General features: G+C 39.0%; 29 protein-coding genes. 7 read left to right on the top strand and 22 right to left on the bottom strand.

All coding sequences use genetic code 11. From position 1 onward, the window contains the following. Positions 1 to 80: 80 nt before the first annotated feature. From AT683_RS02385 to ureA, 5 genes are all read right to left on the bottom strand, one after another. The gene (locus tag AT683_RS02385) at positions 81 to 788 is read right to left on the bottom strand and encodes an urease accessory protein UreF (protein ID WP_005688623.1); all 708 of its coding nucleotides are present in this window, start codon (positions 786 to 788) and stop codon (positions 81 to 83) included. Continuing rightward, positions 773 to 1,330 carry an urease accessory protein UreE gene (gene ureE / locus AT683_RS02380; RefSeq protein ID WP_005688622.1) on the bottom strand — a complete coding sequence of 186 codons (558 nt, stop codon included), beginning with the start codon at positions 1,328 to 1,330 and terminating at the stop codon, positions 773 to 775. Before ureE ends, AT683_RS02385 begins: the two co-directional genes overlap by 16 nt. 127 nt (positions 1,331 to 1,457) lie before the next feature. Then, on the bottom strand, positions 1,458 to 3,176 hold the full coding sequence (gene ureC / locus AT683_RS02375; RefSeq protein ID WP_005688620.1) for an urease subunit alpha: 1,719 nt from the start codon (positions 3,174 to 3,176) through the stop codon (positions 1,458 to 1,460). An 11-nt stretch (positions 3,177 to 3,187) separates the two neighbouring features. Next, positions 3,188 to 3,493 carry an urease subunit beta gene (gene ureB / locus AT683_RS02370; protein WP_038440533.1) on the bottom strand — a complete coding sequence of 102 codons (306 nt, stop codon included), beginning with the start codon at positions 3,491 to 3,493 and terminating at the stop codon, positions 3,188 to 3,190. Positions 3,494 to 3,569: 76 nt separating this feature from the next. Continuing rightward, positions 3,570 to 3,872 (bottom strand): urease subunit gamma, encoded by a 303-nt coding sequence (ureA, locus tag AT683_RS02365; protein ID WP_005651922.1) that lies wholly within the window; start codon positions 3,870 to 3,872, stop codon positions 3,570 to 3,572. A 162-nt stretch (positions 3,873 to 4,034) separates the two neighbouring features. Here ureA and AT683_RS02360 point away from each other — a divergent pair, with 162 nt between their 5' ends. Next, on the top strand, positions 4,035 to 4,325 hold the full coding sequence (locus AT683_RS02360; protein ID WP_005717461.1) for a co-chaperone GroES: 291 nt from the start codon (positions 4,035 to 4,037) through the stop codon (positions 4,323 to 4,325). Between the two features lie 22 nt (positions 4,326 to 4,347). Then, entirely contained in the window at positions 4,348 to 5,994 is a 1,647-nt protein-coding gene (gene groL, locus AT683_RS02355; RefSeq protein WP_044364717.1) for a chaperonin GroEL, read from the top strand. Between the two features lie 174 nt (positions 5,995 to 6,168). On the opposite strand, the gene rplI is transcribed toward groL, so the two are convergent. From rplI to infA, 5 genes are all read right to left on the bottom strand, one after another. Beyond that, positions 6,169 to 6,618 (bottom strand): 50S ribosomal protein L9, encoded by a 450-nt coding sequence (gene rplI / locus AT683_RS02350; RefSeq protein ID WP_005669433.1) that lies wholly within the window; start codon positions 6,616 to 6,618, stop codon positions 6,169 to 6,171. 16 nt (positions 6,619 to 6,634) lie between these two features. Next, positions 6,635 to 6,862 (bottom strand): 30S ribosomal protein S18, encoded by a 228-nt coding sequence (rpsR, locus tag AT683_RS02345; protein WP_005598105.1) that lies wholly within the window; start codon positions 6,860 to 6,862, stop codon positions 6,635 to 6,637. A gap of 12 nt (positions 6,863 to 6,874) precedes the next feature. Further along, a complete protein-coding gene (gene priB, locus AT683_RS02340) occupies positions 6,875 to 7,201 on the bottom strand; it encodes a primosomal replication protein N (RefSeq protein WP_005639404.1) in 327 nt (108 codons plus the stop codon). Next, positions 7,188 to 7,565 (bottom strand): 30S ribosomal protein S6, encoded by a 378-nt coding sequence (gene rpsF / locus AT683_RS02335; RefSeq protein ID WP_005627620.1) that lies wholly within the window; start codon positions 7,563 to 7,565, stop codon positions 7,188 to 7,190. Before rpsF ends, priB begins: the two co-directional genes overlap by 14 nt. Positions 7,566 to 7,764: 199 nt before the next feature. After that, positions 7,765 to 7,983 carry a translation initiation factor IF-1 gene (gene infA, locus AT683_RS02330; RefSeq protein WP_005627617.1) on the bottom strand — a complete coding sequence of 73 codons (219 nt, stop codon included), beginning with the start codon at positions 7,981 to 7,983 and terminating at the stop codon, positions 7,765 to 7,767. 205 nt (positions 7,984 to 8,188) lie between these two features. Here infA and rsmA point away from each other — a divergent pair, with 205 nt between their 5' ends. After that, positions 8,189 to 9,052: a 16S rRNA (adenine(1518)-N(6)/adenine(1519)-N(6))-dimethyltransferase RsmA gene (gene rsmA / locus AT683_RS02325; protein WP_044364711.1), complete on the top strand. Its 864-nt coding sequence runs from the start codon at positions 8,189 to 8,191 to the stop codon at positions 9,050 to 9,052. A 38-nt stretch (positions 9,053 to 9,090) separates the two neighbouring features. Here the strand turns inward: rsmA and AT683_RS02320 are convergent, their stop codons facing one another. Then, positions 9,091 to 9,825 carry a glycosyltransferase family 25 protein gene (locus AT683_RS02320; protein WP_281175485.1) on the bottom strand — a complete coding sequence of 245 codons (735 nt, stop codon included), beginning with the start codon at positions 9,823 to 9,825 and terminating at the stop codon, positions 9,091 to 9,093. Beyond that, positions 9,773 to 10,027 carry a glycosyltransferase family 25 protein gene (locus AT683_RS09965; protein WP_265576985.1) on the bottom strand — a complete coding sequence of 85 codons (255 nt, stop codon included), beginning with the start codon at positions 10,025 to 10,027 and terminating at the stop codon, positions 9,773 to 9,775. Before AT683_RS09965 ends, AT683_RS02320 begins: the two co-directional genes overlap by 53 nt. 118 nt (positions 10,028 to 10,145) lie before the next feature. On the opposite strand from AT683_RS09965, the gene apaH reads away from it, so the two are divergent. Together apaH and AT683_RS02310 are read left to right on the top strand one after the other, a co-directional pair. Continuing rightward, positions 10,146 to 10,973, top strand: a complete 828-nt coding sequence (gene apaH / locus AT683_RS02315) for a bis(5'-nucleosyl)-tetraphosphatase (symmetrical) ApaH (protein WP_048950238.1) — start codon at positions 10,146 to 10,148, stop codon at positions 10,971 to 10,973. A gap of 9 nt (positions 10,974 to 10,982) precedes the next feature. Continuing rightward, entirely contained in the window at positions 10,983 to 11,606 is a 624-nt protein-coding gene (locus tag AT683_RS02310; protein WP_058222159.1) for a glucose-6-phosphate 1-dehydrogenase family protein, read from the top strand. A 125-nt stretch (positions 11,607 to 11,731) separates the two neighbouring features. On the opposite strand, the gene gnd is transcribed toward AT683_RS02310, so the two are convergent. From gnd to AT683_RS02275, 7 genes are all read right to left on the bottom strand, one after another. Continuing rightward, positions 11,732 to 13,186, bottom strand: coding sequence for a decarboxylating NADP(+)-dependent phosphogluconate dehydrogenase (gene gnd / locus AT683_RS02305; protein WP_042593290.1), 1,455 nt, complete (start codon positions 13,184 to 13,186; stop codon positions 11,732 to 11,734). Between the two features lie 280 nt (positions 13,187 to 13,466). Further along, positions 13,467 to 14,009, bottom strand: coding sequence for a transposase (locus AT683_RS02300; protein WP_042594744.1), 543 nt, complete (start codon positions 14,007 to 14,009; stop codon positions 13,467 to 13,469). A gap of 153 nt (positions 14,010 to 14,162) precedes the next feature. Further along, positions 14,163 to 14,861 carry a 6-phosphogluconolactonase gene (gene pgl / locus AT683_RS02295; protein WP_042599431.1) on the bottom strand — a complete coding sequence of 233 codons (699 nt, stop codon included), beginning with the start codon at positions 14,859 to 14,861 and terminating at the stop codon, positions 14,163 to 14,165. 84 nt (positions 14,862 to 14,945) lie between these two features. Continuing rightward, positions 14,946 to 16,430, bottom strand: a complete 1,485-nt coding sequence (gene zwf, locus AT683_RS02290) for a glucose-6-phosphate dehydrogenase (protein WP_011272106.1) — start codon at positions 16,428 to 16,430, stop codon at positions 14,946 to 14,948. 75 nt (positions 16,431 to 16,505) lie between these two features. Next, positions 16,506 to 17,315 (bottom strand): 3'(2'),5'-bisphosphate nucleotidase CysQ, encoded by an 810-nt coding sequence (cysQ, locus tag AT683_RS02285; RefSeq protein ID WP_005690243.1) that lies wholly within the window; start codon positions 17,313 to 17,315, stop codon positions 16,506 to 16,508. 4 nt (positions 17,316 to 17,319) lie between these two features. Continuing rightward, positions 17,320 to 17,736, bottom strand: a complete 417-nt coding sequence (locus tag AT683_RS02280) for a hypothetical protein (RefSeq protein WP_005690245.1) — start codon at positions 17,734 to 17,736, stop codon at positions 17,320 to 17,322. Between the two features lie 56 nt (positions 17,737 to 17,792). Beyond that, on the bottom strand, positions 17,793 to 19,778 hold the full coding sequence (locus AT683_RS02275; RefSeq protein WP_058222158.1) for an OPT family oligopeptide transporter: 1,986 nt from the start codon (positions 19,776 to 19,778) through the stop codon (positions 17,793 to 17,795). A gap of 228 nt (positions 19,779 to 20,006) precedes the next feature. On the opposite strand from AT683_RS02275, the gene hslR reads away from it, so the two are divergent. Continuing rightward, positions 20,007 to 20,402, top strand: coding sequence for a ribosome-associated heat shock protein Hsp15 (gene hslR / locus AT683_RS02270; RefSeq protein ID WP_038440506.1), 396 nt, complete (start codon positions 20,007 to 20,009; stop codon positions 20,400 to 20,402). A 25-nt stretch (positions 20,403 to 20,427) separates the two neighbouring features. On the opposite strand, the gene asnC is transcribed toward hslR, so the two are convergent. Then, on the bottom strand, positions 20,428 to 20,880 hold the full coding sequence (gene asnC, locus AT683_RS02265; protein WP_005649540.1) for a transcriptional regulator AsnC: 453 nt from the start codon (positions 20,878 to 20,880) through the stop codon (positions 20,428 to 20,430). 153 nt (positions 20,881 to 21,033) lie between these two features. On the opposite strand from asnC, the gene asnA reads away from it, so the two are divergent. Further along, positions 21,034 to 22,026 carry an aspartate--ammonia ligase gene (gene asnA / locus AT683_RS02260; RefSeq protein ID WP_005654693.1) on the top strand — a complete coding sequence of 331 codons (993 nt, stop codon included), beginning with the start codon at positions 21,034 to 21,036 and terminating at the stop codon, positions 22,024 to 22,026. Positions 22,027 to 22,090: 64 nt separating this feature from the next. On the opposite strand, the gene AT683_RS02255 is transcribed toward asnA, so the two are convergent. Further along, complete coding sequence (locus AT683_RS02255; protein ID WP_038440504.1) at positions 22,091 to 22,765, bottom strand: phosphoglycolate phosphatase; 675 nt, start codon at positions 22,763 to 22,765, stop codon at positions 22,091 to 22,093. 45 nt (positions 22,766 to 22,810) lie between these two features. After that, on the bottom strand, positions 22,811 to 23,485 hold the full coding sequence (gene rpe, locus AT683_RS02250) for a ribulose-phosphate 3-epimerase (protein WP_005666358.1): 675 nt from the start codon (positions 23,483 to 23,485) through the stop codon (positions 22,811 to 22,813). Positions 23,486 to 23,497 lie beyond the last annotated feature (12 nt).

Below are 23,497 nucleotides of genomic sequence, written 5' to 3'. Positions count from 1 at the left end.
TGCCCCTATATATCAACGAATGTTCAAGGGCAAATGTGATTTGCCCCTACAAGTAAAATCTCAATAAAAAATAACCGCACTTACGACATATAAAGTCGCGTATAAAGCACTTCGTGTTGCATAGCCCGAATATCATTCGCCAGCGTTGCCGCACCAAGCCATTCTTCGTCAGGGTCAAAGCTTAATTCCACCGCTTGTACGAGCGAGCCACGCAAGTCAAACAGAATATCTTGCCCATCCATTTGGCTGAGAGGAATTAGCTTCACGCCGTTAGTGATCGCACCGACTGCTGCGTTGTAGTAGAACGCATAGAGCGTATCGGCTTTGCTTAAACCCATGGCTTGAGCAACCATTGCAAACACTATCGGGAAATAGCCCTGCACGCGTTTTTCTGCAATCGCTTGCTGGTAAGCTGTGAGCAACGTATGTGTTTCATAGCGAATAAAAATTTTCAACAATCGTACGCCGAGTTTGAAACTCCCTTCACGACTTTCGCGTGCCACTTTGGTGGCGGAAAGTTGCCAATCCAGTTCGCACAAGCGGTCAAAATTCCCCTCACACATTGCATCGAAGGCAAGAGAAAGATACGCCCCGTCGTTGTAAATCCAGTTTTGTAAAAGCTGGGTTTGCACATATTCTTCTAGGGTCGCTTTGCTTTCTACCACACGTTGCTGGACGAAGGTTTCCAAGCCATTGGAATGGTTAAATCCACCAATCGGCAAGGTGGGATCGACCAAGTGCAACAACGCACCTAAATCCGTTAAAGAGCGGTTTAATGTTTGTGCCAATGTCCATCTCCGTGATGATGATAGCCATGATGATCATGCGAATGGCTATGAGAATGTCCATGCCCTTGTGCAGAATTTGCTCTTAACGCTTGGCTTAAACGGCGTTCTGCTTTTTGCGGATGAAATCCCGCAGCTTGCAGCCATTCAAACATCGGCTTATCGTAAGGTAATGTTACTTCATCGCCATCTAAAAAAAGCGGCGAATGTTTGTTGCCGATTTCATAACAAGCTCGAGCCATTTCAGGCAAGGTTTTCGGCGACAGCACAATCACGTCACTCGGTAAAATTTCAATCGCAATCACTAATTCATCGCTGATAAACACTACATCATCGTGTTTCAAGCGTTGCCCCTCTTTTAGCAAGCGAAATGCTACTTCACGCCCCGTATTTGTAGTTTTACGCAAAATATTGCGTTCGCTTTCATACCACTGCAATGCCACGCGTTCAATGGGCTGTGTGGTAATTTTGCCCTCTGCTTGAAGTGCGGTTAAATTTCCCAAGATATTTTCTATAATAGGGAGAATTGGGTTAATTATTTTCATCTTTCCTCTATAAATCCACTTTCTTCTCTTCGAAAGAAAAACTACAGCTACAATGATTTCTTATTTATCAAGTAAGAGGCGTATCGTACACGCCTTTTTACACTAATTCGTCTATGAAAACAGTCCTTTAGAATAGGAAATATCGCTGACCCAATGGTACGCTATCCACTGGTTCACAGGTAATTAACTCTCCATCCACTCGAACTTCATAACGTTCAGCATCAACAGTAATGTTTGGTGTTACATCATTATGAACCAGATCTTTTTTACCTACGTTGCGGCAGCCTTTCACAGCAATGGTTTCTTTGTGTAAACCGAATTTTTCACGAATATCGGCTTTTTCAGCGGCTTGTGAAACAAAAAATACCGCTGTTTGTGCCGTTGCTAAGCCTTGTGCACCGTACATTGGACGGTAGAATACAGGTTGTGGCGTTGGAATTGAGGCATTTGGGTCGCCCATTTTGGCGTAGCTAATAAAACCTTTTTTAATGACGACTTCAGGTTTTACCCCAAAGAACATCGGTTTCCATAACACGATATCTGCGATTTTACCCACTTCTAACGAGCCAATATGCTCCGCAATACCATGTGCAATTGCTGGGTTGATAGTATATTTCGCAATGTAGCGTTTAATACGGAAGTTATCGTTTCCTTCATTACCTAGCTCACCACGTTGCATTTTCATCTTATCTGCAGTTTGCCATGTACGAATAACGACTTCTCCAATACGTCCCATTGCTTGAGAGTCTGAACTCATAATGGAGAAGACGCCCATATCATGCAAAATATCTTCTGCTGCAATGGTTTCAGGGCGGATACGGCTATCGGCAAAAGCTACGTCTTCCGGCACGCGTTTATCTAAGTGATGGCAAACCATCAACATATCCAAATGTTCATCAATGGTGTTTTTGGTAAACGGACGAGTCGGGTTGGTTGAAGCAGGTAATACGTTTGAATACATCGCTGCTTTAATGATGTCAGGTGCATGACCACCACCTGCGCCCTCCGTATGGAAAGTATGAATGACACGTCCATCAATCGCTTTCATCGTGTCTTCCAAAAAGCCACTTTCATTTAGCGTGTCTGTGTGAATGGCCACTTGAATATCCATTTCATCTGCTACTTTTAAGGCAGAATCAATCACGGCAGGCGTTGCACCCCAGTCTTCGTGGATTTTTAAACCTAATGCACCCGCTTCAATTTGCTCACGCAGAGGATCTAGGGTTGAACAGTTGCCTTTACCAAAAAATCCGACGTTTACAGGCAAGGCTTCTGCCGCTTGAAACATACGTTCCATATACCATGCGCCAGGGGTACAAGTGGTTGCGTGCGTACCATCAGCAGGGCCAGTCCCACCGCCAATTAACGTGGTAACGCCACTTTCAATCGCATGTTGTGCTTGTTGCGGACAAATAAAGTGAATGTGGGTATCAATACCGCCAGCGGTTGCAATTAAATGTGCACCGTTATGAACTTCTGTGCTAGCACCGATAATCATGTTTGGCGTGACGTTATCCATGGTGTCAGGGTTACCTGCTTGTCCAATGCCCACAATACGCCCATCACGAATACCAATATCTGCTTTGATAATGCCTAATTTAGCATCAATGATCATCACGTTGGTAATCACAAAATCCAATACATTCGGATTGTCGCGAGTTGCCGTACCGCTTTGAGCCATACCATCACGCACGCTTTTACCGCCACCAAATTTACACTCATCACCTTTGGTCAATAAATCTTGTTCAATGGTTGCCCATAAATTGGTATCGCCTAAACGGACTTTATCGCCAACGGTTGGGCCATAAGTTGCTACATATTGTGCTCTTGAAATTGTTAATGCCATTCTGCCCTACCTTATAATTTGCCATCAATTTGATTATGGAAACCATAAATGATTTGGTTACCACCAAAAGCAACTAATTCTACTGATTTCACTTCACCTGGTTCAAAACGCACCGCATTGCCTGATGGCACATTTAAGTGCATTCCACGCGCCAAAGTGCGGTCAAATTTAAGGGCATTATTGGTTTCAAAAAAATGGTAATGCGAGCCAACTTGAATTGGGCGGTCGCCTGAATTTGTTACTTCGATTTTTACGGTTTTTCTGCCGACATTAGCGAGAATATCGCCTTCGGCTAATTGGTATTCGCCTGGGATCATATCTTTGTTCCTTGTAGGGTGGGCTTTAGCCCACCATTGATATTTTTATTTTGGTGGGCTAAAGCCCACCCTACGGTTATCTGATTGGATTATGCACGGTAACAAGTTTCGTGCCATCGGGGAAAGTAGCTTCAATCTGGACTTCATGAACCATTTCTGCCACACCTTCCATGACATCATCAACAGTTAAAAGTGTTGCGCCATATTGCATCACTTCCGCTACACTCATTCCGTCTCTTGCAGCCTCTTGTAAATGGCTCGCAATATAAGCAATGGTTTCTGGATAATTTAATTTAACGCCGCGTGCTTTGCGTTTTGCCGCAAGTTCGCCCGCGAGGAAAAGCATCAGTTTTTCTTGTTCTCTGGAAGTTAAGTGCATATTTTCATTCCTTAATTTATTATACGAAAGTCAGCGAATTTTACGTAAAAAATCTAAAATAGGAAAAATATTTTGTCAGAATTTTTTGTAAGCCCCTTGAAAGAAAAAAAATCCTCCTTATATAGAAACCGCACTTACAAATTCTTAAGAAGGAAATTAATCATGAATATTCGTCCTTTACACGATCGTGTAATTATTAAACGTGAAGAAGTCGAAACCCGTTCAGCTGGCGGTATCGTATTAACCGGTTCAGCAGCGACTAAATCAACCCGCGCGAAAGTATTAGCTGTGGGTAAAGGTCGTATTTTAGAAAATGGCACCGTTCAACCTTTAGATGTTAAAGTTGGCGATACCGTAATTTTCAACGACGGTTACGGCGTGAAAGCAGAAAAAATTGATGGTGAAGAAGTGTTAATCATTTCTGAAAACGATATTTTGGCGATTGTGGAATAATTTAAATTAAGGAAAAAAGAAAATGGCAGCAAAAGACGTAAAATTTGGTAACGATGCACGCGTAAAAATGCTTAAAGGCGTGAATGTATTAGCGGATGCAGTAAAAGTAACCCTTGGCCCGAAAGGTCGTAATGTAATTTTAGATAAATCATTTGGCGCACCAACTATCACTAAAGATGGTGTGTCTGTTGCTCGTGAAATCGAATTAGAAGATAAATTCGAAAACATGGGGGCACAAATGGTGAAAGAAGTGGCATCTAAAGCAAATGATGCTGCAGGTGACGGTACAACTACTGCAACTGTACTTGCGCAAGCTATCGTAAATGAAGGCTTGAAAGCAGTAGCTGCAGGTATGAATCCAATGGATTTAAAACGTGGTATTGATAAAGCAGTAAGTGCGGTTGTTTCTGAACTTAAAAATTTATCTAAACCTTGTGAAACAGCAAAAGAAATTGAACAAGTAGGTACCATTTCTGCAAACTCTGACAGCATTGTGGGTCAATTAATCTCACAAGCGATGGAAAAAGTGGGCAAGGAAGGGGTAATTACTGTTGAAGATGGTACGGGTCTTGAAGATGAATTAGATGTGGTTGAAGGCATGCAATTCGACCGTGGTTACCTTTCTCCATATTTCATCAACAAACCAGAAACTGCAACGGTTGAATTAGATAATCCATATCTTCTTCTTGTAGATAAAAAAATCTCTAACATTCGTGAATTACTTCCTGTGTTAGAAGGTGTAGCGAAAGCAGGTAAACCGTTATTAATCATCGCTGAAGATGTGGAAGGCGAAGCGCTTGCAACCTTAGTAGTAAACACTATGCGCGGTATCGTGAAAGTTGCAGCAGTGAAAGCACCAGGTTTTGGTGATCGTCGTAAAGCGATGTTACAAGATATTGCAATTTTAACAGCGGGTACTGTGATTTCTGAAGAAATTGGTATGGAGCTTGAAAAAGCAACATTGGAAGATCTAGGTCAAGCAAAACGCGTTGTTATCAATAAAGATAACACAACCATTATTGATGGTATCGGCGATGAAGCACAAATCAAAGGTCGTGTGGCTCAAATTCGTCAGCAAATCGAAGAATCAACTTCTGACTACGACAAAGAAAAACTCCAAGAACGCGTTGCTAAATTAGCTGGCGGCGTGGCTGTAATCAAAGTGGGCGCAGCAACTGAAGTTGAAATGAAAGAGAAAAAAGACCGTGTAGATGACGCATTACATGCAACTCGTGCTGCGGTTGAAGAAGGTATCGTTGCCGGTGGTGGCGTTGCATTAGTTCGCGCAGCAGCGAAAGTTGCAGCAAGCCTAAAAGGTGACAACGAAGAACAAAATGTGGGTATCAAACTTGCATTACGTGCGATGGAAGCACCTTTACGTCAAATCGTCACTAACTCAGGCGAAGAAGCATCTGTTGTGGCAAGTGCGGTTAAAAATGGAGAAGGAAACTTTGGTTATAACGCAGGTACAGAACAATACGGCGATATGATCGAAATGGGTATCTTAGATCCAACTAAAGTAACTCGCTCTGCATTACAATTCGCGGCATCCGTAGCAGGCTTAATGATTACCACTGAATGTATGGTAACTGATCTTCCAAAAGATGATAAAGCCGATTTAGGTGCTGCTGGAATGGGCGGTATGGGTGGAATGGGCGGAATGATGTAATTCGCTTATACGAGTAAAAAATCTATCCCAACAGAAAATTTGAGCTCTATATGACTTAGGGCTCAAATCTACTAAAATAGGGGATATTTTTTATTACCCTATTCTAAATTTATATATGATAAAAATAAAAAAACCCAGTTTTTAAACTGGGTTTTATTTTATCTATTGGATAAATTATTCTGCAACAACGATTACATCTAATGTTGCAAATACTTCACCGTGAAGTTGGAAACGAACATCGTGGTCACCAAGAGTACGGATTGGACCGTTTGGTAAACGAACTTCACTTTTCGCAATTTTAACGCCTGCTGCAGTTACTGCCTCTGCCACATCACGAGTAGTGATTGCGCCGAATAAACGACCTTCATCACCTGCTTTAGATGCGATAGTCACAGAACCTAATGCAGTAACTTCTGCTGCACGAGCTTGAGCTGCTGCAAGATTTGCTGCCGCTGTCGCTTCTAATTCTGCACGACGTGCTTCAAAGTGTTCAATGTTAGCTTTAGTTGCCATAACTGCTTTACCTTGTGGGATTAAGAAGTTACGTGCAAAACCTGATTTAACATTTACTTGATCGCCCACTTGACCTAAGTGAACAATTTTATCTAAAAGAATTACTTGCATTACCGTGTCTCCTTAATTACTGATGATTGTCAGTGTATGGAAGTAACGCTAAATAGCGAGCGCGTTTGATTGCACGAGCTAATTGACGTTGGTACTTCGCACGAGTACCGGTAATACGGCTAGGTACAATTTTGCCGCTTTCTGAAATATAGTTCTTTAATGTAGCGATATCTTTGTAATCGATTTCAACAACATTTTCCGCTGTGAAACGGCAGAACTTACGACGACGGAAATAACGTGCCATTTGGCTAGTCTCCTAATCTATAAATTCGATTTGCTCGGCATGTAAAACTAATTGGCATAACCCACTTTGGGTTTTATGTGATGTAATAAATCCCACCACCAAAATTTTACTACCGACCGTAATGCTTTGAGTTTTTTCTATCAATTGATTACCACTAATTTGAACTGGCATTTTTAACCACGCTTGACGAGTGAAACCACTTTCAATCTGATCAGAACGATGTTCTAACAAAAACTTGCAATGCTCAATTCCACTAGGGCTTTTTAATCGCTTTGGTAACTGAGAAACGACTCCCATAACCGAAAAACGATTATCAATTTTCAAATTACTCTTCAGCATCCTCAAAATCGTTGTTTTCAACTTCAGCTAAAGGTTTACGTTCTTCTTTAGCCGCTTTCATTGGGGACGCTTCTGTTACGGCGTGCTTAGTATGGATAACAAGACTGCGTAATACAGCATCGTTATAACGGAAAGTCGTTTCTAGCTCGTCGATGACTTGTTGAGGCGCTTCTACATTCATAAGCACATAATGTGCTTTGTGTAATTTATTAATTGGGTACGCTAATTGGCGACGACCCCAATCTTCTAGGCGATGAACTTGACCACCAGCTTCTTTTACAGAACCGGTGTAACGTTCGATCATACCTGGTACTTGCTCGCTTTGGTCCGGATGAACCATAAACACGATTTCGTAGTGACGCATTACTGCTCCTTACGGGTTAATCAGCCTTTGACGTAGATCAGCCACCAATCTGCAAAGGCAAGGAACGAAAAATTCAATGTGGCTAAGGGTTGCGGATTATACTGATTTTTTTACGTTCCGCAACCAATTTGAGTTCTTTTTGAGCAAAAAAAGAAGACCGATATTATAACAATATCGGCCTATCTCAAATCTTCTGTAATTAACGACTACGGAAAATAATACGACCTTTACTTAAATCATAAGGGGTCATTTCTACAGTCACTTTATCCCCAGTCAAAATACGGATATAGTTTTTACGCATTTTTCCTGAAATATGCGCAGTAACCACGTGACCGTTTTCCAACTCCACGCGGAACATAGTATTCGGTAAAGTCTCTAAAATTGTGCCTTGCATCTCAATGCAATCTTCTTTCGCCATTGTATCCTCTAAAAATAATCGATTTTTTATCCGCACTTTAGGCGGAAAAGTTAAGAAAAACGGGCGGATTATAGCCGTTTTTAGCTTTCTACGAAAGAAAAAATAATATTGTTCATGAAAAACTCAATTTGGCATAACCTAACAATGATTTACAAAGCTAAAACAACCCCTATAATAACCGCACTTTTCTTATTAAATAGTACTTATGAATTCAAAAAAACACTTAGGTCATACGGCGCGTAAACGCTTTGGTCAAAACTTTTTACATGATACTTCTGTCATTCAAGGTATCGTGGCGGCGATTTACCCACAACCTAATCAATTCTTAGTGGAAATTGGCCCAGGGCTTGGCGCATTAACAGAGCCAGTTGGTGAACTAGTCGATCATCTGACTGTGGTAGAGCTTGACCGAGACCTTGCAGAACGTTTACGTCACCATCCATTTTTACATCAAAAACTCACTGTTATTGAAACGGATGCGATGCAATTTGATTTTGGTGCGCTTTACACAAAAGAAAATTTAGCAGAAAAAGAGCAAAAATTACGTGTGTTTGGTAACTTACCTTACAACATTTCTACGCCATTGATGTTCCACTTGTTTAAATATCATGATGTGATTCAAGATATGCACTTTATGCTGCAAAAAGAAGTGGTAAAACGCCTATGTGCCGCACCAAATAGCAAAGCTTATGGTCGTTTAACGATTATGGCGCAATATTTCTGCCAAGTGATGCCTGTGCTTGAAGTACCGCCTTCTGCATTTAAACCTGCACCGAAAGTAGATTCAGCCGTTGTGCGTTTAATTCCGCATAAGGAATTGCCGCACCCTGTAAAAGATTTATATTGGTTGAACCGTGTTTGCTCCCAAGCGTTTAATCAACGTCGTAAAACATTACGCAATGCGCTCTCAACGCTATTTTCACCTGAAAATCTGACCGCACTTGGTATTGATTTAAATGCACGTGCAGAAAATTTGGCTATCGCAGATTATGCACGTTTAGCGAACTGGTTGGCGGATAATCCACCAGCCGATATCAATAAAGATGAAATCTTAGATTCAGAAGAGTAAAAATAATAAAGGTGTAACCCTTGTTACACCTTGGCTTTCTACATAAAACGAACAATTTCTTTACCTTGCATTTCTTTAATACGTTGTTGTTCTTTCCATTTTTTTCTATTTAAAGCTCGTATAATATTTTCTTTTATTCGAGTTAAACGCTGTTTCAATGTCTTTTTCTTACGGATTTTTGGACGTTTTTGTCGTTCTTTTTCCAATCCGCTTGTTAATACACTTTTACTTTGATTCGCTTGGAGTTCTTGAATACAAATTGCTGGATTAAGTTGATAGACAATATAATTATCAACATCAACTAATTTATTAAAAATAAGTTCATCAACTGCAACAATTTCATCAGAAGGAATATTCTTTAAATATTCAATTACATATTTAGCCGCACCTTGAGAAATAATATAACCTGCCGTCCCCCAGTGAGTTGATTTTAAAATATCAAAGTTCCTAGAATTAAAAGGTGGAATTTTAGTTTGTTTCTCAAGTTTAACTGGCCGTAAAAAAGTTTCTAAACGAATAATAAAAATATCATTAAAATCAAAACGTGTTTTTAACCATTCATCTTGTGCCAAAAACACTTCCGCATTCTCGCCAAGAATTACATCATCTTCAAAAATTTTGAGATATTCCAAATTTTCATTCACACACTTATTCCATAATAAGAAATGGCTAATTAAACAGCCTTTTTCTCCTTTAGTAAGTATTCTAGATTCCTCTATATTATGTAATATGGAGTTTGATTGATTGATTGATTGATTGATTGATTGATTGATTGATTGATTGATTGATTGATTGATTGATTGATTGATTGATTGATTGATTGATTGATTGATTGATTGATTGATTGATTGATTGATAAGTGTACGCATTAAAAAAACTAAATGAAAGTTTTTTTGATTCAAATTGCTCAGTAATATGTTTGCGACGTTCAGTTGCATTTTCCATACTAATGACAATATTTTCAATAATACTCATATTTAAATAAAAATGGAAATAACTAAGTTTTTTGCATTCTACTATACAAAAAGAATAAATCAACAATAAAAGTCTGTGTTAAAATTCTCAAAATTTATTTATAAAAGAGCGGTCAAAAATGGCAACCTATTTTGTCGGTGATTTGCAAGGCTGTTATGATGAATTACAGCTTTTATTAGAACGTGTAGATTTCAATCCTACGCAAGATAAACTTTATCTTGTGGGGGATCTTGTGGCGCGTGGGGATAAATCACTTGAATGTCTTCGTTTTGTAAAATCACTTGGTAATGCAGCGCAAACCGTACTAGGGAATCACGATTTACATTTAATTGCGACCGCACTGGACATTAAAAAAGTGAAACCGCATGATCGTGTTGATGCCATTTTTAATGCTCCCGATTTTGATGAGCTGATTCATTGGTTACGTCATCAGCCATTACTTGTCCATAGTGAAGAGTTAAACTTCCTGATGGCACATGCCGGTATTTCGCCTGATTGGGATTTGGAAACTGCGAAATCTTGTGCGGCTGAAGTTGAACAAATTTTACAGTACGGCGATTTTCATTATCTTATTGAAAATATGTATTCTGAACAGCCTGATCGCTGGTCGCCTGATTTACAGGGCTTAGTGCGTCATCGTTACATTATTAATGCTTTCACTCGAATGCGTTTTTGCTATTTGGATCATCGCTTTGATTTTGCCTGTAAATCCCCTTTAAAAGATGCGCCAGCGGAGCTCACGCCTTGGTTTAATTTAGATAATCCACTTTATAAACAGATTCCCATTGTCTTTGGACATTGGGCAAGTTTAGTCGATGAGCCTACTCCAAAAGGTATTTATGCCTTAGATACGGGTTGTGTGTGGAATAATCGAATGACTATGTTGCGTTGGGAAGACAAACAGCTCTTCACACAAAGTGCGGTCAAAAATTACAGTGATTTTTAAGGAAACACTATGCTCTCGCTTACGACTGAATCTTGCGAACTGTTCAACATTCCTTTCTACCAATTCGCCCAAATGAAAAAATTCTGCCCAGAAGATATTCCAGCGATTAAAGCGGATTACAAATTACATTGGGATAATTGGAAAGCGATAATTCAATCTGTTTCAGCACAACTCGGTACGCCTTTTGCGAAACCGTATATTGAAAGCTGGAGCAATGGTTGGCAAGTGCGGGCTCATTTCTTCGCTTATTTTAAATACGAGTTTAACCAAAATTCTGCCGCAATCTTTTCTGTGCTATTAAATCGTCGCCGACTAAGAGTGTGTTTAGATTGGCATTGCTATCGTGCAGATCGCTCACAAATTAATGTGCAACAATATAATCAGTGGCTTGATCAATTTGATTCCAAAAAATTTGCTGATTTTGAGATTTGGCGAGAGGATGAAAGTGAATATGATGATTTTCGCCAAGTGAAGGTCATTTCTGAAAAAAATCTGATCTTACGTTCAGATGAGGATTTTTGGTGCATTGGGAAAAGTATTGAAAAAGCCGAATTAAATCAAATAGATCCCGTTTTATTTATTACACACACCATTCAACAATTACAACCGCTTTACGATCGCTGCCATCAATAAAGTATACCCTTAGTATAAATAATTGAGCTCTACATTATGCAGAGCCCAATATTTCAGCAAATTAATAAACTATCCAAATTTATAGCAATAGTTTAAAGTGCGGTAATTCTTATTGATGTTTTTAACTACACATCATAAGTAGTTGATGCTGTATTACCGCCACGACCAGTCCAGTTGGTGTGGAAAAACTCGCCACGAGGTTTATCTGTGCGTTCATAAGTATGAGCACCGAAGTAGTCGCGTTGTGCTTGCAATAAGTTTGCTGGTAAACGTGCTGAAGTATAGCCATCTAAGAAAGTAATCGCAGACGCCATACAAGGCATTGGGATACCCACTTCGATAGATTTTGCCACCACTTTACGCCAGTCACTTAATGCGTTTTCTAAAATGCCTTTGAAGTAGCTATCTGAACCTAAGAAAACAAGATTTGGATTTGCTTCATAAGCATCGCGAATATTACCTAAGAAACGGCTACGAATGATACAACCTTCACGCCATAACAACGCAGTTGCACCATAGTTAATATCCCAACCAAATTGTTCAGAGGCTTCACGAATCAGCATAAAGCCTTGTGCGTAAGAAATAATTTTTGACGCTAATAATGCCTTACGTACCGCTTCAATCCATACTTTTTTGTCGCCTTCAACTGGTGTAATAGTTTTGCCGAATAATTGATTAGCCGCAACACGTTGATCTTTAAAGGAAGACACGCAGCGTGCAAAAACGGATTCAGTGATTAAAGTTAATGGAATACCAAAATCTAACGCATTGATACCTGTCCATTTACCTGTCCCTTTTTGACCCGCAGTATCCAAGATTTTTTCGACTAAAGGTTCTCCACTTGCATCTTTATAGCCAAGAATGTCAGTGGTGATATCGATTAAATAGCTATCAAGTTCAGTATTTTTCCATTCTGCGAAGATGGCTTGCATTTCTTCATAGCTTAAGCCTAAACCTTCTTTTAAGAATTGGTATGCTTCGCAAATTAACTGCATATCGCCATATTCAATACCATTGTGAACCATTTTCACAAAATGACCAGCACCTTCGCCGCCGACCCAGTCACAACAAGGTTCGCCTTGTTCTGTTTTAGCTGAGATTGCTTGGAAAATAGGTTTCACATACTGCCACGCTTCTTGATTACCGCCCGGCATAATTGAAGGCCCGTGACGCGCCCCTTCTTCGCCACCAGACACACCCGAACCGATAAAGCGAATACCTTTCTCCGCCAAGGCTTTCACTCGACGGTTCGTATCTGGATAGTTTGAGTTACCGCCATCAATAATGATGTCGCCTTCTTCTAAATGTGGTAATAATGCGTCAATAAATTGATCCACCACATCGCCTGCGCGCACCATTAACATCACTTTACGTGGTTTTTCTAATTTAGCGGTTAAATCTTCTAAAGAGTATGCACCGATAATATTCGTGCCTTTTGCTGCACCTTGTAAAAATTCATCCACTTTTGAGGTGGTACGATTATACGCCACAACTTTAAAGCCATGATCATTCATATTTAAAATGAGGTTTTGCCCCATTACGGCTAAGCCGATAACACCGATGTCGCCTTTTACTGACATTGTTTTCTCCTGTTGGATTACTGAATCTTTGTTTATGATGGGGGCTAATATAATTAGCCCCTACATGTTTGTCTATGATGTAGATAAATTGTAGGAGGGAATTACATTTGCCCTTTTAATCTACATATGATTGATCTTGTTCCCATAAAATAGGATTATTTTGAATATATTCATAAATCTGCATACTGAATCTTTGTTTATGATGAGGGCTAATATAATTAGCCCCTACATGTTTGTCTATGATGTAGATAAATTGTAGGAGGGAATTACATTCGCCCTTTTAATCTACATATAATTGATCTTGTTCCCATAAAATAGGATTATTTTGAATATATTCATAAATCTGCAAATAGGATTTTTCATCACGAATAATATGTTCATAATAATTTCGCTGCCAAACATCAAAAATTTCACTATTTTTTCTTGCCCAAGATGTTACACCTGCTTTAAATCCACGAACTATTGAGCCAATTGTTTGAGATGTTCCCTTTTGTGGCAACTGTGTTGCTCTCAATTGTAGGGGCAAATTACATTTGCCCTTTACCTGTTCAATAATTTCAATAATACCGTGTAAATGATTTGGCATAATAACAAATTCATCAATTCGTACTTGTGGAAAGAACATTGGAATATTTTCCCAACACTGTTTTACGTAATTCCCTAAATCATTTAATTGCATTTGTTGATTAATGATATGCCCAAATAGACATTCTTTATTTTTACAACAAATGGTGATGAAATAAAATCCTTCAGAACGATAATTATAATGTTTTAAACGAATCGATCTTCGATGATGAATACCTGCATTATATTTCGTAGTCATACATTCCGCTGTAATTGTTTTTATAGGGCAAATGTAATTTGCCCCTACAAGCGATCAATTTTATGCAACCATTTACAAAACTATTGCCAACACTGCAGGCAACCAATGTTCAAGGGTGACAAGTGCAAGTTAAAATATGAGCTAAAATTTCCATTAGAGCAGCCTTGCCGCTGCTTTATCCAAATACCACTCCGTCACCCCATTTTTTGCTTTAATTTTGGCAGCAGGGTAAGGTAGGTTATCAACTGGAGTCGTTTGGATTTCTTTTAAAATATCCGCCTTGCTTTCACCCGTTACCAAATAGGTAATGCGTTTGGCTTGTTCAATGAGTTTAGCTGTTTTAGAAATGCGAATTTGACCACTTTCAGGATGCTTAGCAATGACAGCTCGGTTTTCATCATCAAAACTAGTTTGATGTGGGAAGAGAGAAGCAGTATGACCGTCTGTCCCCATGCCTAAAATAATCCAATCAAAAACACCGTTTGGAATGACCGCACTTAATTCTTCTTCGAAACGTTTTAGTTCAAAGTGCGGTTCATTTTCGCCACGAATTCGATGGATATTTTCCATTGGAATTTGAATATGATCGAATAAAAGTTTTTGCACTTCGCCATAGTTACTTTCAGGATCAGATGGCGGAACCATACGATCATCTCCCCACCAAAAATGCAGATTTTTCCAGTTAATTTGTTCCGCATAAGGTGATTTGGCTAGGGTTTTAAATAATAACTTAGGCGTCGAACCACCAGAAAGGGAAATATGTACAGGATGATTTAATTGACTATAAATCACAAATTCTTGTGCAATTTTATCGACTGCATGTTGAGCAGTTGGGAAGCTGATATAGTTCATTGATTTTCCGTTGGGCTTTAGCCCACAATTTATTATGTTAGATAGTAAGATCGGTGGGCTAAAGCCCACCCTACATTAGATTAGTTAAACTTTTTTCTTCATCAATCCACTTGGTTTACGCCACACTTTGCCTTGTTTTGCGATTAATTTATCAGCTGCAACAGGCCCCCAAGTGCCAGCTTCATATTCGTGAATACGACCACCATTGGCTTTGTAATCTAAAATCGGTTGCACAAATTTCCATGCAGCATGCACAGCATCAGTACGAGCAAACAAGGTTGCATCGCCTTTCATCGCATCCAACAATAAACGTTCATAAGCGGTTAATACTTGCGTGCCTGCTAAATCTGCATAACGGAAATCCATTGATACTTCTTTCGCCTCAAAACCTGCACCTGGTTTTTTCAAACCAAAACGCATTGAAATAGCTTCATCAGGTTGAATACGAATAATCAATTTATTCTCTGGTGCATTTTGGCTGAATACAGGATGTGGCGTAGTTTTAAAATGGATCACAATTTCAGTCACACGAGCTGGTAAGCGTTTACCCGTACGAACATAGAACGGCACGCCAGCCCAACGCCAGTTTTCAATTTCACAACGCAATGAGATGTAGGTTTCAGTACGAGAATCTGCAGGCACACCTTTTTCTTCTAGATAGCCTTTTTCCATTTTGCCGTTAATTTCAGCCGCAGTGTATTGACCCAAAACAAGGTTATTCTCCATATCCTCCGAAGTTAATGGACGCAAACTATGCATCACTTTTGCCACTTCATCACGCATTGAATTCGCGTTAATAATCGCTGGCGGCTCCATTGCAACCATAGCAAGGACTTGTAATAAATGGTTTTGGAACATATCTCGCATTGCGCCAGAACCATCATAATAGCCCCCGCGCTCTTCCACGCCAATAGATTCTGCACCAGTAATTTCTACATAATCAATGAAATTACGGTTCCAAAGCGGTTCAAACCAACCATTTGAAAAACGTAATACGAGCAAGTTTTGAACGGTTTCTTTACCTAAATAATGGTCGATACGATAAATTTGGTGTTCTTCAAAGAAACGGTGGATTTGTACGTCTAATGCTTGCGCTGTTTTTTCATCGTAACCAAAAGGTTTTTCAACGATAATACGTTTCCAGCCATATTCTTCCGTATTTAAACCATGTGCAGCCAAACACTCAGGAATCACGCCATAAAGACTTGGCGGAGTGGACATATAGTAAAGGGTGTTACCACAGGTTTGATATTTATCGTGAAGTTCGTCTAAACGTGGAACAAGTTTGCCGTAATCTTGAGCATCCGAAGTATTCACTGCTTGGTAATAAAGATGAGAGCAGAAAGCATCTAAAGTGTCAGGTGTTGTTTCTTCATTATGAATTAACGCCTCACGCATTTTTTTGCGGAAAGTTTCATCGTTCAAGTCAGAACGTGCAACACCAAGAACGGAAAAGTTTTCACTCAAACGCCCGATTTTGTAGAGATTATAAAGGGCTGGAATGAGTTTACGATGAGTTAAGTCACCAGACGCGCCAAAAATGACGATACAATTATTATCAGTTTGCATAATTATTCCTTATTCGGCTTCCGAGTAATGTCGAAAATAATGCCGTATTCTAGAGAAAAAAACCAATCGAACCAATCAATTAAATTGAAAGACAGAACGCCAATCGAACGATTGATCGCCCACCATAACAAAATGCGGATTAATCAATGTTTCGCGTTGGTTATAGGTTAAAGGCTCAAAATGAGAGTCAAAAATGGCACCGTGAGTTTCATTCAGCAACACTTCTGCGCCAGCGGTATCCCATTCGCCTGTTTGTCCTAAACGAACATAACAATCTACTGCACCTTCAGCCACCAAACCGCTTTTTAAGCTACTTGAACCAACCACAACAAATTCACAAGTAAAATCCTTCGGCAAAATCGACCGCACTTTTTCTTGTGAAGTGGTTGCACCTACCGCAATTCGTAAAGGGCGGTCAAAATTCGTCGTGTTTTTAGTGAGTTTTTTTACCTGATCCAGTTGTTTTTTAAACGCTCCGAAATCACGCATTGCATAATAAGTTATTGATAAAATTGGCGCATGAATAATGCTTAACACGGGTTTATTTTTACGAACTAAGGTTATCAACACAGAAAATTGATCGGTACGATTAATAAATTGTTGTGTGCCATCAAGAGGATCAATCAACCAATATTCTTTCCAATTTTTACGTTCTTCAAAGGAAATATGGCAATTTTCTTCCGAAAGAACAGGGACATTAGGGAAAAGTGCGGTCAATTTTTCGGTTAAAAATTGGCTCACAAAAAGATCCGCTTCCGTCACAGGCGTGTTGTCTTCTTTCAATTCAACATGAACCTGTTTTTGATAAAACTGTTGCAAATGCTTACCCGCTTGGTAAGCAATCAGCAATACTTGGTTAAGTAAATGTTCGTTTAGCGTCAGCATAAAATTATTCTCTTGTTTTTGGCAGCAACCAAGGCATTACAAATAGAGCATAAAAAACCATTCCGCATGTGCTTATTAACCCGAGGGACAATCCCCCTTCGGTCAACCAGCCCCAAAAGGAAGTGTCTTGTTCGCCGAGTAATAACAAATAAAAATAAGATGCCATATTGCAATAAACAAATGAAATGATCGATGAAACTAATACAATCGAAGCAATGTTATAACGTGTGTAACGGAATTTTGCGGCTAAAAGTGCGGTTAAAAATGCGGGAATTGTGGCGAGAAGAAATGCTGTGAGAGCATAGCTAGAAAAAGGAACGATAACGCCACTTGAGTCATCATCGAACCAAATCAAAAGTGCGGTGACGACTATCTGTAAAATCAGAGGAAAAAAAATAAGTGTTTTTAAGTAAGATTTCATAGTGAAAAATAGGTTATCCAGAAGATAACCTATTCTAAAATAAATTTAAGGATTAATCAGATTTTTTTCGCACGTAATACGCGAGATGCAAAAATCACAATGCCCACGATAAATACGATTAAACCGAACCACTCGCCAATTGTATCCCAGTTTTCAAGATTTAAGGATAATGGCGCTTCAGAACCACCAGTGGTAACAGAAGCCGCAATAATGAATGCTAAAATGACACCCATTAAACTTTCGCCTACAATTAAACCTGCAGAGAAAAGCGTACCGAAACGTTCTGCTTTAGCTGACACTTCTTTGTTACCAAGTTTTGCAATATGGCGAGCCATAATCCACGCTAGGAATGCACCAACAATCACAGGCGTATTAATTGATGGTGGTAAGTAAATACCAATCCCCACAGCAATAACTGGCAAGCTAAAGACTTTGTTGCTGACTTTTTTCAAAAATGCATCAATCGTAATTAACACAGCACCTAAACCCACACCAGTTAAGATGTAAGTCCATTCCAATTTATTTGTGAAAATACCTTGAGAAATGGCGGTCATTAACGTTGCTTGTGGTGCAGATAAGGCTTGTGAAGGATCCATATCTGGACGTGGCAATGCACCACTGAAACCATACGCGTGATATAAGATTTCTAATACTGGCGCAATAACAAGTGCACCGACAAAGCAGCCGATAATTAATGCAACTTGTTGTCGCCAAGGTGTTGCTTCAACTAATAAACCCGTTTTTAAATCTTGTAGATTATCATTAGAAATACAAGCTGTAGTGATTACGATAGATGCCGTAAACAATGTAAGTGCGGTTAAAAATTTCTGACCATCTACAGTTTCAAATAAGCCCGAGGCATTACCGATTGACACCAATACTAATGAAATCACGATAACAGAAATAATTCCGATACCAGAAATTGGGCTTGAAGATGAACCCACTAAACCAGCCATATAACCAGAAGCCGCTGCCACAAAGAAGCCGATAAATACCGCTAAGAAAGTACAAACTACCACTAATAAAATGGAAAGCTCAGGCGAAATTGGTGCCGCCGCAATAAAGTGATGTAATGAAATAACAATTAGCGCAACCGTCGCAATTAAGATATAAATCATTGTTTTTGGAGAAAGGTCAATATCAATACGATGTTCTGATGCCTCTTGCCCACCTTTCAGCATACGGAAAGAATGAACCATTCCTTCAATCATTGGTTTCATTAAAATCAGCAATGTCCAAATCGCAGCAATGCCAATTGTACCCACACCAATATAACGCACTTTGGTTTTCCAAACAGTCATCGCAGAATCAATTAAACTTGCATCCGCGGCAATATCTTCTGACATTGTGAAATATGGCACTGCCACACCCCAAGTCAAAATAACACCGATCAACATTGCGATACCGCCCACGATACCAATTAAATAACCCGCACCGAGTAAGGCAAGTGAAAAGCCCATTGGTAATTGGAACGCCGCTTTTCCTGTTTGAATCCAAGCACTTGCACCATCAGCCATCACGCGTAAACCATTAGTTAAAAATGCCACTAATCCTGCTAAAACACCACCGTAAGCAATATCTTTCACACCGCTGTCGCCATCTGCATGATTACCTGCTTTCAAAATTTCTGCAGCGGCTACCCCTTCAGGATAAGGTAAATTACTATTTACCACCATTGCACGGCGTAATGGAATAGTGAATAACACGCCCAATGTACCACCAGCTGCACAAATCAACATCGTTTGCCAGAATGGGAAATCTTGCCAGTAGCCCATCATTAATAAACCAGGCAAGACGAAGATCACCGAAGAAAGCGTACCTGCTGAAGATGCTTGAGTTTGCACCATATTATTTTCAAGAATGCTAGAATCTTTGAAAAATTTGAGTACTGCCATAGAAATGACGGCCGCTGGAATAGATGACGCAAATATCACCCCCACTTTTAGACCGAGATACACATTGGATGCAGTGAAAATTACCGTAATCAATGCACCGAGGATAATTCCTCGAACGGTCAATTCTTTTAAGTTTTCGTTATGCATAAATTGTTCCTTGAGCTTAAAAAAAGAAAACCGCTCAACCTTGTCAAAAATTTGACTATTTTTCAAGTTTTTTTAACATAAAATTTGTTTTATTGAAAAATGTTTAAATTAACCTGTTTTTATTTTTTTTCATTTAATAAAAATCCTATTAAAGAATAAAATTTTTAATAACAGTTCATTAGCATACTTTGTGGTACTATTTTGTCTTATCAAAATAAGGAAAAAATAATGGCAGAAAAAGAAGTCAGATTAGATAAATGGTTGTGGGCTGCCCGATTTTACAAAACACGGAGCATTGCTAAAGCGATGATTGAAAGTGGTAAAGTGCATTACAACAATCAACGTGCGAAAGTAAGTAAAATTGTGGAAGTGGGCGCAATGTTAAAACTTCGCCAGGGAAACGAAGAAAAAGAAATAAAAATTATCGCCTTAAGCGATCAACGCCGAGGTGCGCCAGAAGCACAATTACTCTATCAAGAAACCGAAAGTAGCGTGAAAAAAAGAGAAGAAATCGAGTGGGCAAGAAAAAATAATTCCCTTTCAATGCCCCATCCTGATCGTCGCCCAAATAAAAAAGAGCGGAGAGATTTATTGAAATTTAAACACCAAGATAAATTTGAATAAAAATTTCACCGCACTTTCTATGTTCTTAAGGTTTAATATCTCGCAAAATTGGATTTTGCATTGAAATCAAGGTTTCAGTGGATTGAATTTCATCAATTAACTGAATCTTGGTCGCCAAAACGGAATGTAATTCTGCAATTGTGTGTGTCATCACCTTTAAGAAAATCGAGTAATTGCCCGTTGTATAATAGGCCTCGACTACTTCATCAAAACTTTCTAGCTTTTTGATCACTTTTTCATAATCTTTTGCGCTTTTTAGAATAATGCCGATAAAACAACATACATCATAGCCTAATTTACGTTCATCAATAATTACTTTTGTGCCTTTAATAATGCCCGATTGACGCATTTTTTCGACCCGAACGTGAATCGTTCCTGGACTAACACCAAAATTTTTAGCCATTTCTGCGTATGGTGTTCTCGCATCTTTAGTGAGTACACGTAATATTTTTTGATCTAAACTATCAATGTTGTGCATAAAACTTCCTCCTTTAGATTTTATTTAATTTTTTCACAATGAATTAGATGATATTTAACCAAGAAAAGAAAGTAAATAAAATACTTGAAATAAAATCATTATTTACTGAATAATACTCAAAAATATTACTCCTCGTTAAAAAAGGTTATCAAAATGAAAAAGACATTTATTTTACAACAACAAGAAATCAGCTTTGTGAAGAACACTTTTACCCAAAATCTTATTGAGCAACTTGGCATTATTGAAGTGCAAGGCCCAATTTTGAGCCAAGTGGGTAACGGAATGCAAGATAACCTATCAGGCATTGAAAAAGCCGTACAGGTTAATGTGAAATGTATTCCAAATGCGGTGTTTGAAGTTGTGCATTCTCTTGCGAAATGGAAACGCCATACATTAGCTCGTTTCAACTTTAAAGAAGACGAAGGCTTGTTTGTTCATATGAAAGCATTGCGTCCCGATGAAGATTCTCTTGATCCCACGCACTCTGTTTATGTAGATCAATGGGACTGGGAAAAAGTGATTCCTGAAGGTCGTCGTAATTTTGCATACTTAAAAGAAACAGTAAATTCTATTTATCGTGCTATTCGTTTAACAGAATTAGCCGTAGAAGCACGTTTTGATATTCCTTCCATTCTTCCAAAACAGATTACCTTTGTGCATAGCGAAGATTTAGTAAAACGCTATCCAGATTTAAGCAGTAAAGAGCGTGAAAACGCAATTTGTAAAGAATACGGTGCAGTATTCTTAATCGGGATTGGCGGCAAACTTTCAGATGGCAAACCTCATGATGGTCGTGCACCAGATTATGATGACTGGACAACAGAATCTGAAAATGGCTACAAAGGTTTAAACGGCGACATTTTGGTATGGAACGACCAATTAGGCAAAGCCTTTGAACTTTCCTCAATGGGTATCCGCGTAGATGAAAGTGCATTACGCTTACAAGTTGGCTTAACAGGCGATGAAGACCATTTAAAAATGGATTGGCACCAAGATTTATTAAACGGGAAATTGCCATTAACTATCGGCGGTGGTATCGGTCAATCTCGCTTAGCGATGCTTTTACTTCGTAAAAAACATATCGGTGAAGTGCAATCAAGCGTATGGCCAAAAGAAATGTTAGAAGAATTTTCAAACATTCTTTAAAATCAATTAAGTAGATAACAAAAGTGCGGTAAAAATTAACCGCACTTTTTATTAGATGGAAAACTTAAAGAATACTTAATAGCTGGGCAAAATCATCAAACACCCAATCTGGATTGGATTCAGTGATAGGGATATTGTAATTGTAGCCGTAAGTTAAACCAACAACTGCACAGCCTGCAGCGTGGCCTGCGATAATATCATTTTTAGAATCGCCTACGAAAAGCACTTGGCGTGGTTCAAAACCAAATTTTCCGCATAAATAATAAAGCGGACCTGGATGTGGTTTAATGACAGGTAAAGACTGGCCACCTAACATTTCACTAAATAAATGATCAATGCCAAATGCTGCCAACACAGGTTGAACATGTTTTGTGGGTTTATTGGTAACAACTGCTAGGACATAGCCTTTTTCTTTCAGGATTTCTAAAGTTTCTTTTACATTTGGATACAAGCGGCTGACATTACATAAATTCTCGCCATAATAAAAATTAAAACGTTCTGTTACTTGCTTAACCTCTGTTTCAGTTAGCACTTTTCCTGTTTGTTTTTTCGCCCAATCTAACGCTCGAGCAATTAATACAGGCGCGCCATTACCGATCCAAGTTAAAACTAATTCTTCTGGCGCTTTCGGTAAATCAAATTCAGCCAAAGCAGAATTTACGGATAACGCTAAATCAGGCAGGCTATTTACCAAGGTGCCATCTAAATCAAAGCCAATAAGTTTAAATTGTGTGTTCATTGTTTTTCTCTGTTCTATTACGATCGTATTTTATTAAAATAACGGTTATGCGCTAACACTTGCTAACTGTGTACGCATTTGGTCAATAACTTGTTTATAATCTGGCTTACCAAAAATTGCGGAACCTGCCACAAACATATCAGCACCTGCCGCGGCTATTTCTGCGATGTTATCAACCTTCACGCCACCATCTACTTCAAGACGAATGTCATAACCACTTTCATCAATGATCTTACGAGCCTGTTGTAATTTCTTCAATGTTGCTGGAATAAAAGATTGTCCGCCAAATCCGGGATTAACTGACATTAATAAAACCACATCCACTTTATCCAAAACGTAATCTAAATAGCTCAACGGCGTCGCAGGATTAAAAACTAATCCAGATTTACAACCACAATCGCGAATAAGCTGCAAAGAGCGGTCAATATGTTCGCTAGATTCTGGGTGAAAAGTGATGTAATTCGCACCTGCTTTAGCAAAATCGGGAATAATGCGATCGATCGGTTTTACCATTAAATGCACATCTATCGGTGCGGTAATGCCATAATCACGTAAAGCTTGACATACCGCAGGCCCAAAAGTGAGATTAGGTACATAATGATTATCCATAACATCAAAATGAATAACATCCGCACCTGCATTAAGTACGTTTTGTACATCATTACCAAGACGAGCGAGATCGGCAGAAAGAATTGATGGGGCGATAAGATAAGGTTTCATAAAGGTTCTCCG

It is taken from the genome of Haemophilus influenzae, from assembly GCF_001457655.1.
Lineage (GTDB): Bacteria > Pseudomonadota > Gammaproteobacteria > Enterobacterales > Pasteurellaceae > Haemophilus > Haemophilus influenzae.
The sequence above is the reverse complement of the archived record's forward strand: the minus strand, read 5'-3'. Positions and strand labels throughout refer to the sequence as shown.

What these genes read in the sequence shown, in the direction of transcription:
- AT683_RS02360 (WP_005717461.1), top strand. Translation starts at nt 4,035, where the DNA reads ATGAATATTCGTCCTTTACACGATCGTGTAATTATTAAACGTGAAGAA.
- hslR (WP_038440506.1), top strand. Translation starts at nt 20,007, where the DNA reads ATGGCAGAAAAAGAAGTCAGATTAGATAAATGGTTGTGGGCTGCCCGA.
- zwf (WP_011272106.1), bottom strand. Translation starts at nt 16,430, where the DNA reads ATGCAAACTGATAATAATTGTATCGTCATTTTTGGCGCGTCTGGTGAC.
- priB (WP_005639404.1), bottom strand. Translation starts at nt 7,201, where the DNA reads ATGCTGAAGAGTAATTTGAAAATTGATAATCGTTTTTCGGTTATGGGA.
- AT683_RS02275 (WP_058222158.1), bottom strand. Translation starts at nt 19,778, where the DNA reads ATGCATAACGAAAACTTAAAAGAATTGACCGTTCGAGGAATTATCCTC.
- ureC (WP_005688620.1), bottom strand. Translation starts at nt 3,176, where the DNA reads ATGGCATTAACAATTTCAAGAGCACAATATGTAGCAACTTATGGCCCA.
- rpe (WP_005666358.1), bottom strand. Translation starts at nt 23,485, where the DNA reads ATGAAACCTTATCTTATCGCCCCATCAATTCTTTCTGCCGATCTCGCT.
- gnd (WP_042593290.1), bottom strand. Translation starts at nt 13,186, where the DNA reads ATGTCAGTAAAAGGCGACATCGGTGTTATCGGCTTAGCCGTAATGGGG.
- rpsR (WP_005598105.1), bottom strand. Translation starts at nt 6,862, where the DNA reads ATGGCACGTTATTTCCGTCGTCGTAAGTTCTGCCGTTTCACAGCGGAA.
- infA (WP_005627617.1), bottom strand. Translation starts at nt 7,983, where the DNA reads ATGGCGAAAGAAGATTGCATTGAGATGCAAGGCACAATTTTAGAGACT.
- asnA (WP_005654693.1), top strand. Translation starts at nt 21,034, where the DNA reads ATGAAAAAGACATTTATTTTACAACAACAAGAAATCAGCTTTGTGAAG.
- AT683_RS02280 (WP_005690245.1), bottom strand. Translation starts at nt 17,736, where the DNA reads ATGAAATCTTACTTAAAAACACTTATTTTTTTTCCTCTGATTTTACAG.
- groL (WP_044364717.1), top strand. Translation starts at nt 4,348, where the DNA reads ATGGCAGCAAAAGACGTAAAATTTGGTAACGATGCACGCGTAAAAATG.
- rplI (WP_005669433.1), bottom strand. Translation starts at nt 6,618, where the DNA reads ATGCAAGTAATTCTTTTAGATAAAATTGTTCACTTAGGTCAAGTGGGC.
- pgl (WP_042599431.1), bottom strand. Translation starts at nt 14,861, where the DNA reads ATGAACTATATCAGCTTCCCAACTGCTCAACATGCAGTCGATAAAATT.
- ureE (WP_005688622.1), bottom strand. Translation starts at nt 1,330, where the DNA reads ATGAAAATAATTAACCCAATTCTCCCTATTATAGAAAATATCTTGGGA.
- rsmA (WP_044364711.1), top strand. Translation starts at nt 8,189, where the DNA reads ATGAATTCAAAAAAACACTTAGGTCATACGGCGCGTAAACGCTTTGGT.
- AT683_RS02300 (WP_042594744.1), bottom strand. Translation starts at nt 14,009, where the DNA reads ATGACTACGAAATATAATGCAGGTATTCATCATCGAAGATCGATTCGT.
- cysQ (WP_005690243.1), bottom strand. Translation starts at nt 17,315, where the DNA reads ATGCTGACGCTAAACGAACATTTACTTAACCAAGTATTGCTGATTGCT.
- ureA (WP_005651922.1), bottom strand. Translation starts at nt 3,872, where the DNA reads ATGCACTTAACTTCCAGAGAACAAGAAAAACTGATGCTTTTCCTCGCG.
- AT683_RS09965 (WP_265576985.1), bottom strand. Translation starts at nt 10,027, where the DNA reads ATGAGTATTATTGAAAATATTGTCATTAGTATGGAAAATGCAACTGAA.
- asnC (WP_005649540.1), bottom strand. Translation starts at nt 20,880, where the DNA reads ATGCACAACATTGATAGTTTAGATCAAAAAATATTACGTGTACTCACT.
- apaH (WP_048950238.1), top strand. Translation starts at nt 10,146, where the DNA reads ATGGCAACCTATTTTGTCGGTGATTTGCAAGGCTGTTATGATGAATTA.
- rpsF (WP_005627620.1), bottom strand. Translation starts at nt 7,565, where the DNA reads ATGCGTCACTACGAAATCGTGTTTATGGTTCATCCGGACCAAAGCGAG.
- ureB (WP_038440533.1), bottom strand. Translation starts at nt 3,493, where the DNA reads ATGATCCCAGGCGAATACCAATTAGCCGAAGGCGATATTCTCGCTAAT.
- AT683_RS02255 (WP_038440504.1), bottom strand. Translation starts at nt 22,765, where the DNA reads ATGAACACACAATTTAAACTTATTGGCTTTGATTTAGATGGCACCTTG.
- AT683_RS02310 (WP_058222159.1), top strand. Translation starts at nt 10,983, where the DNA reads ATGCTCTCGCTTACGACTGAATCTTGCGAACTGTTCAACATTCCTTTC.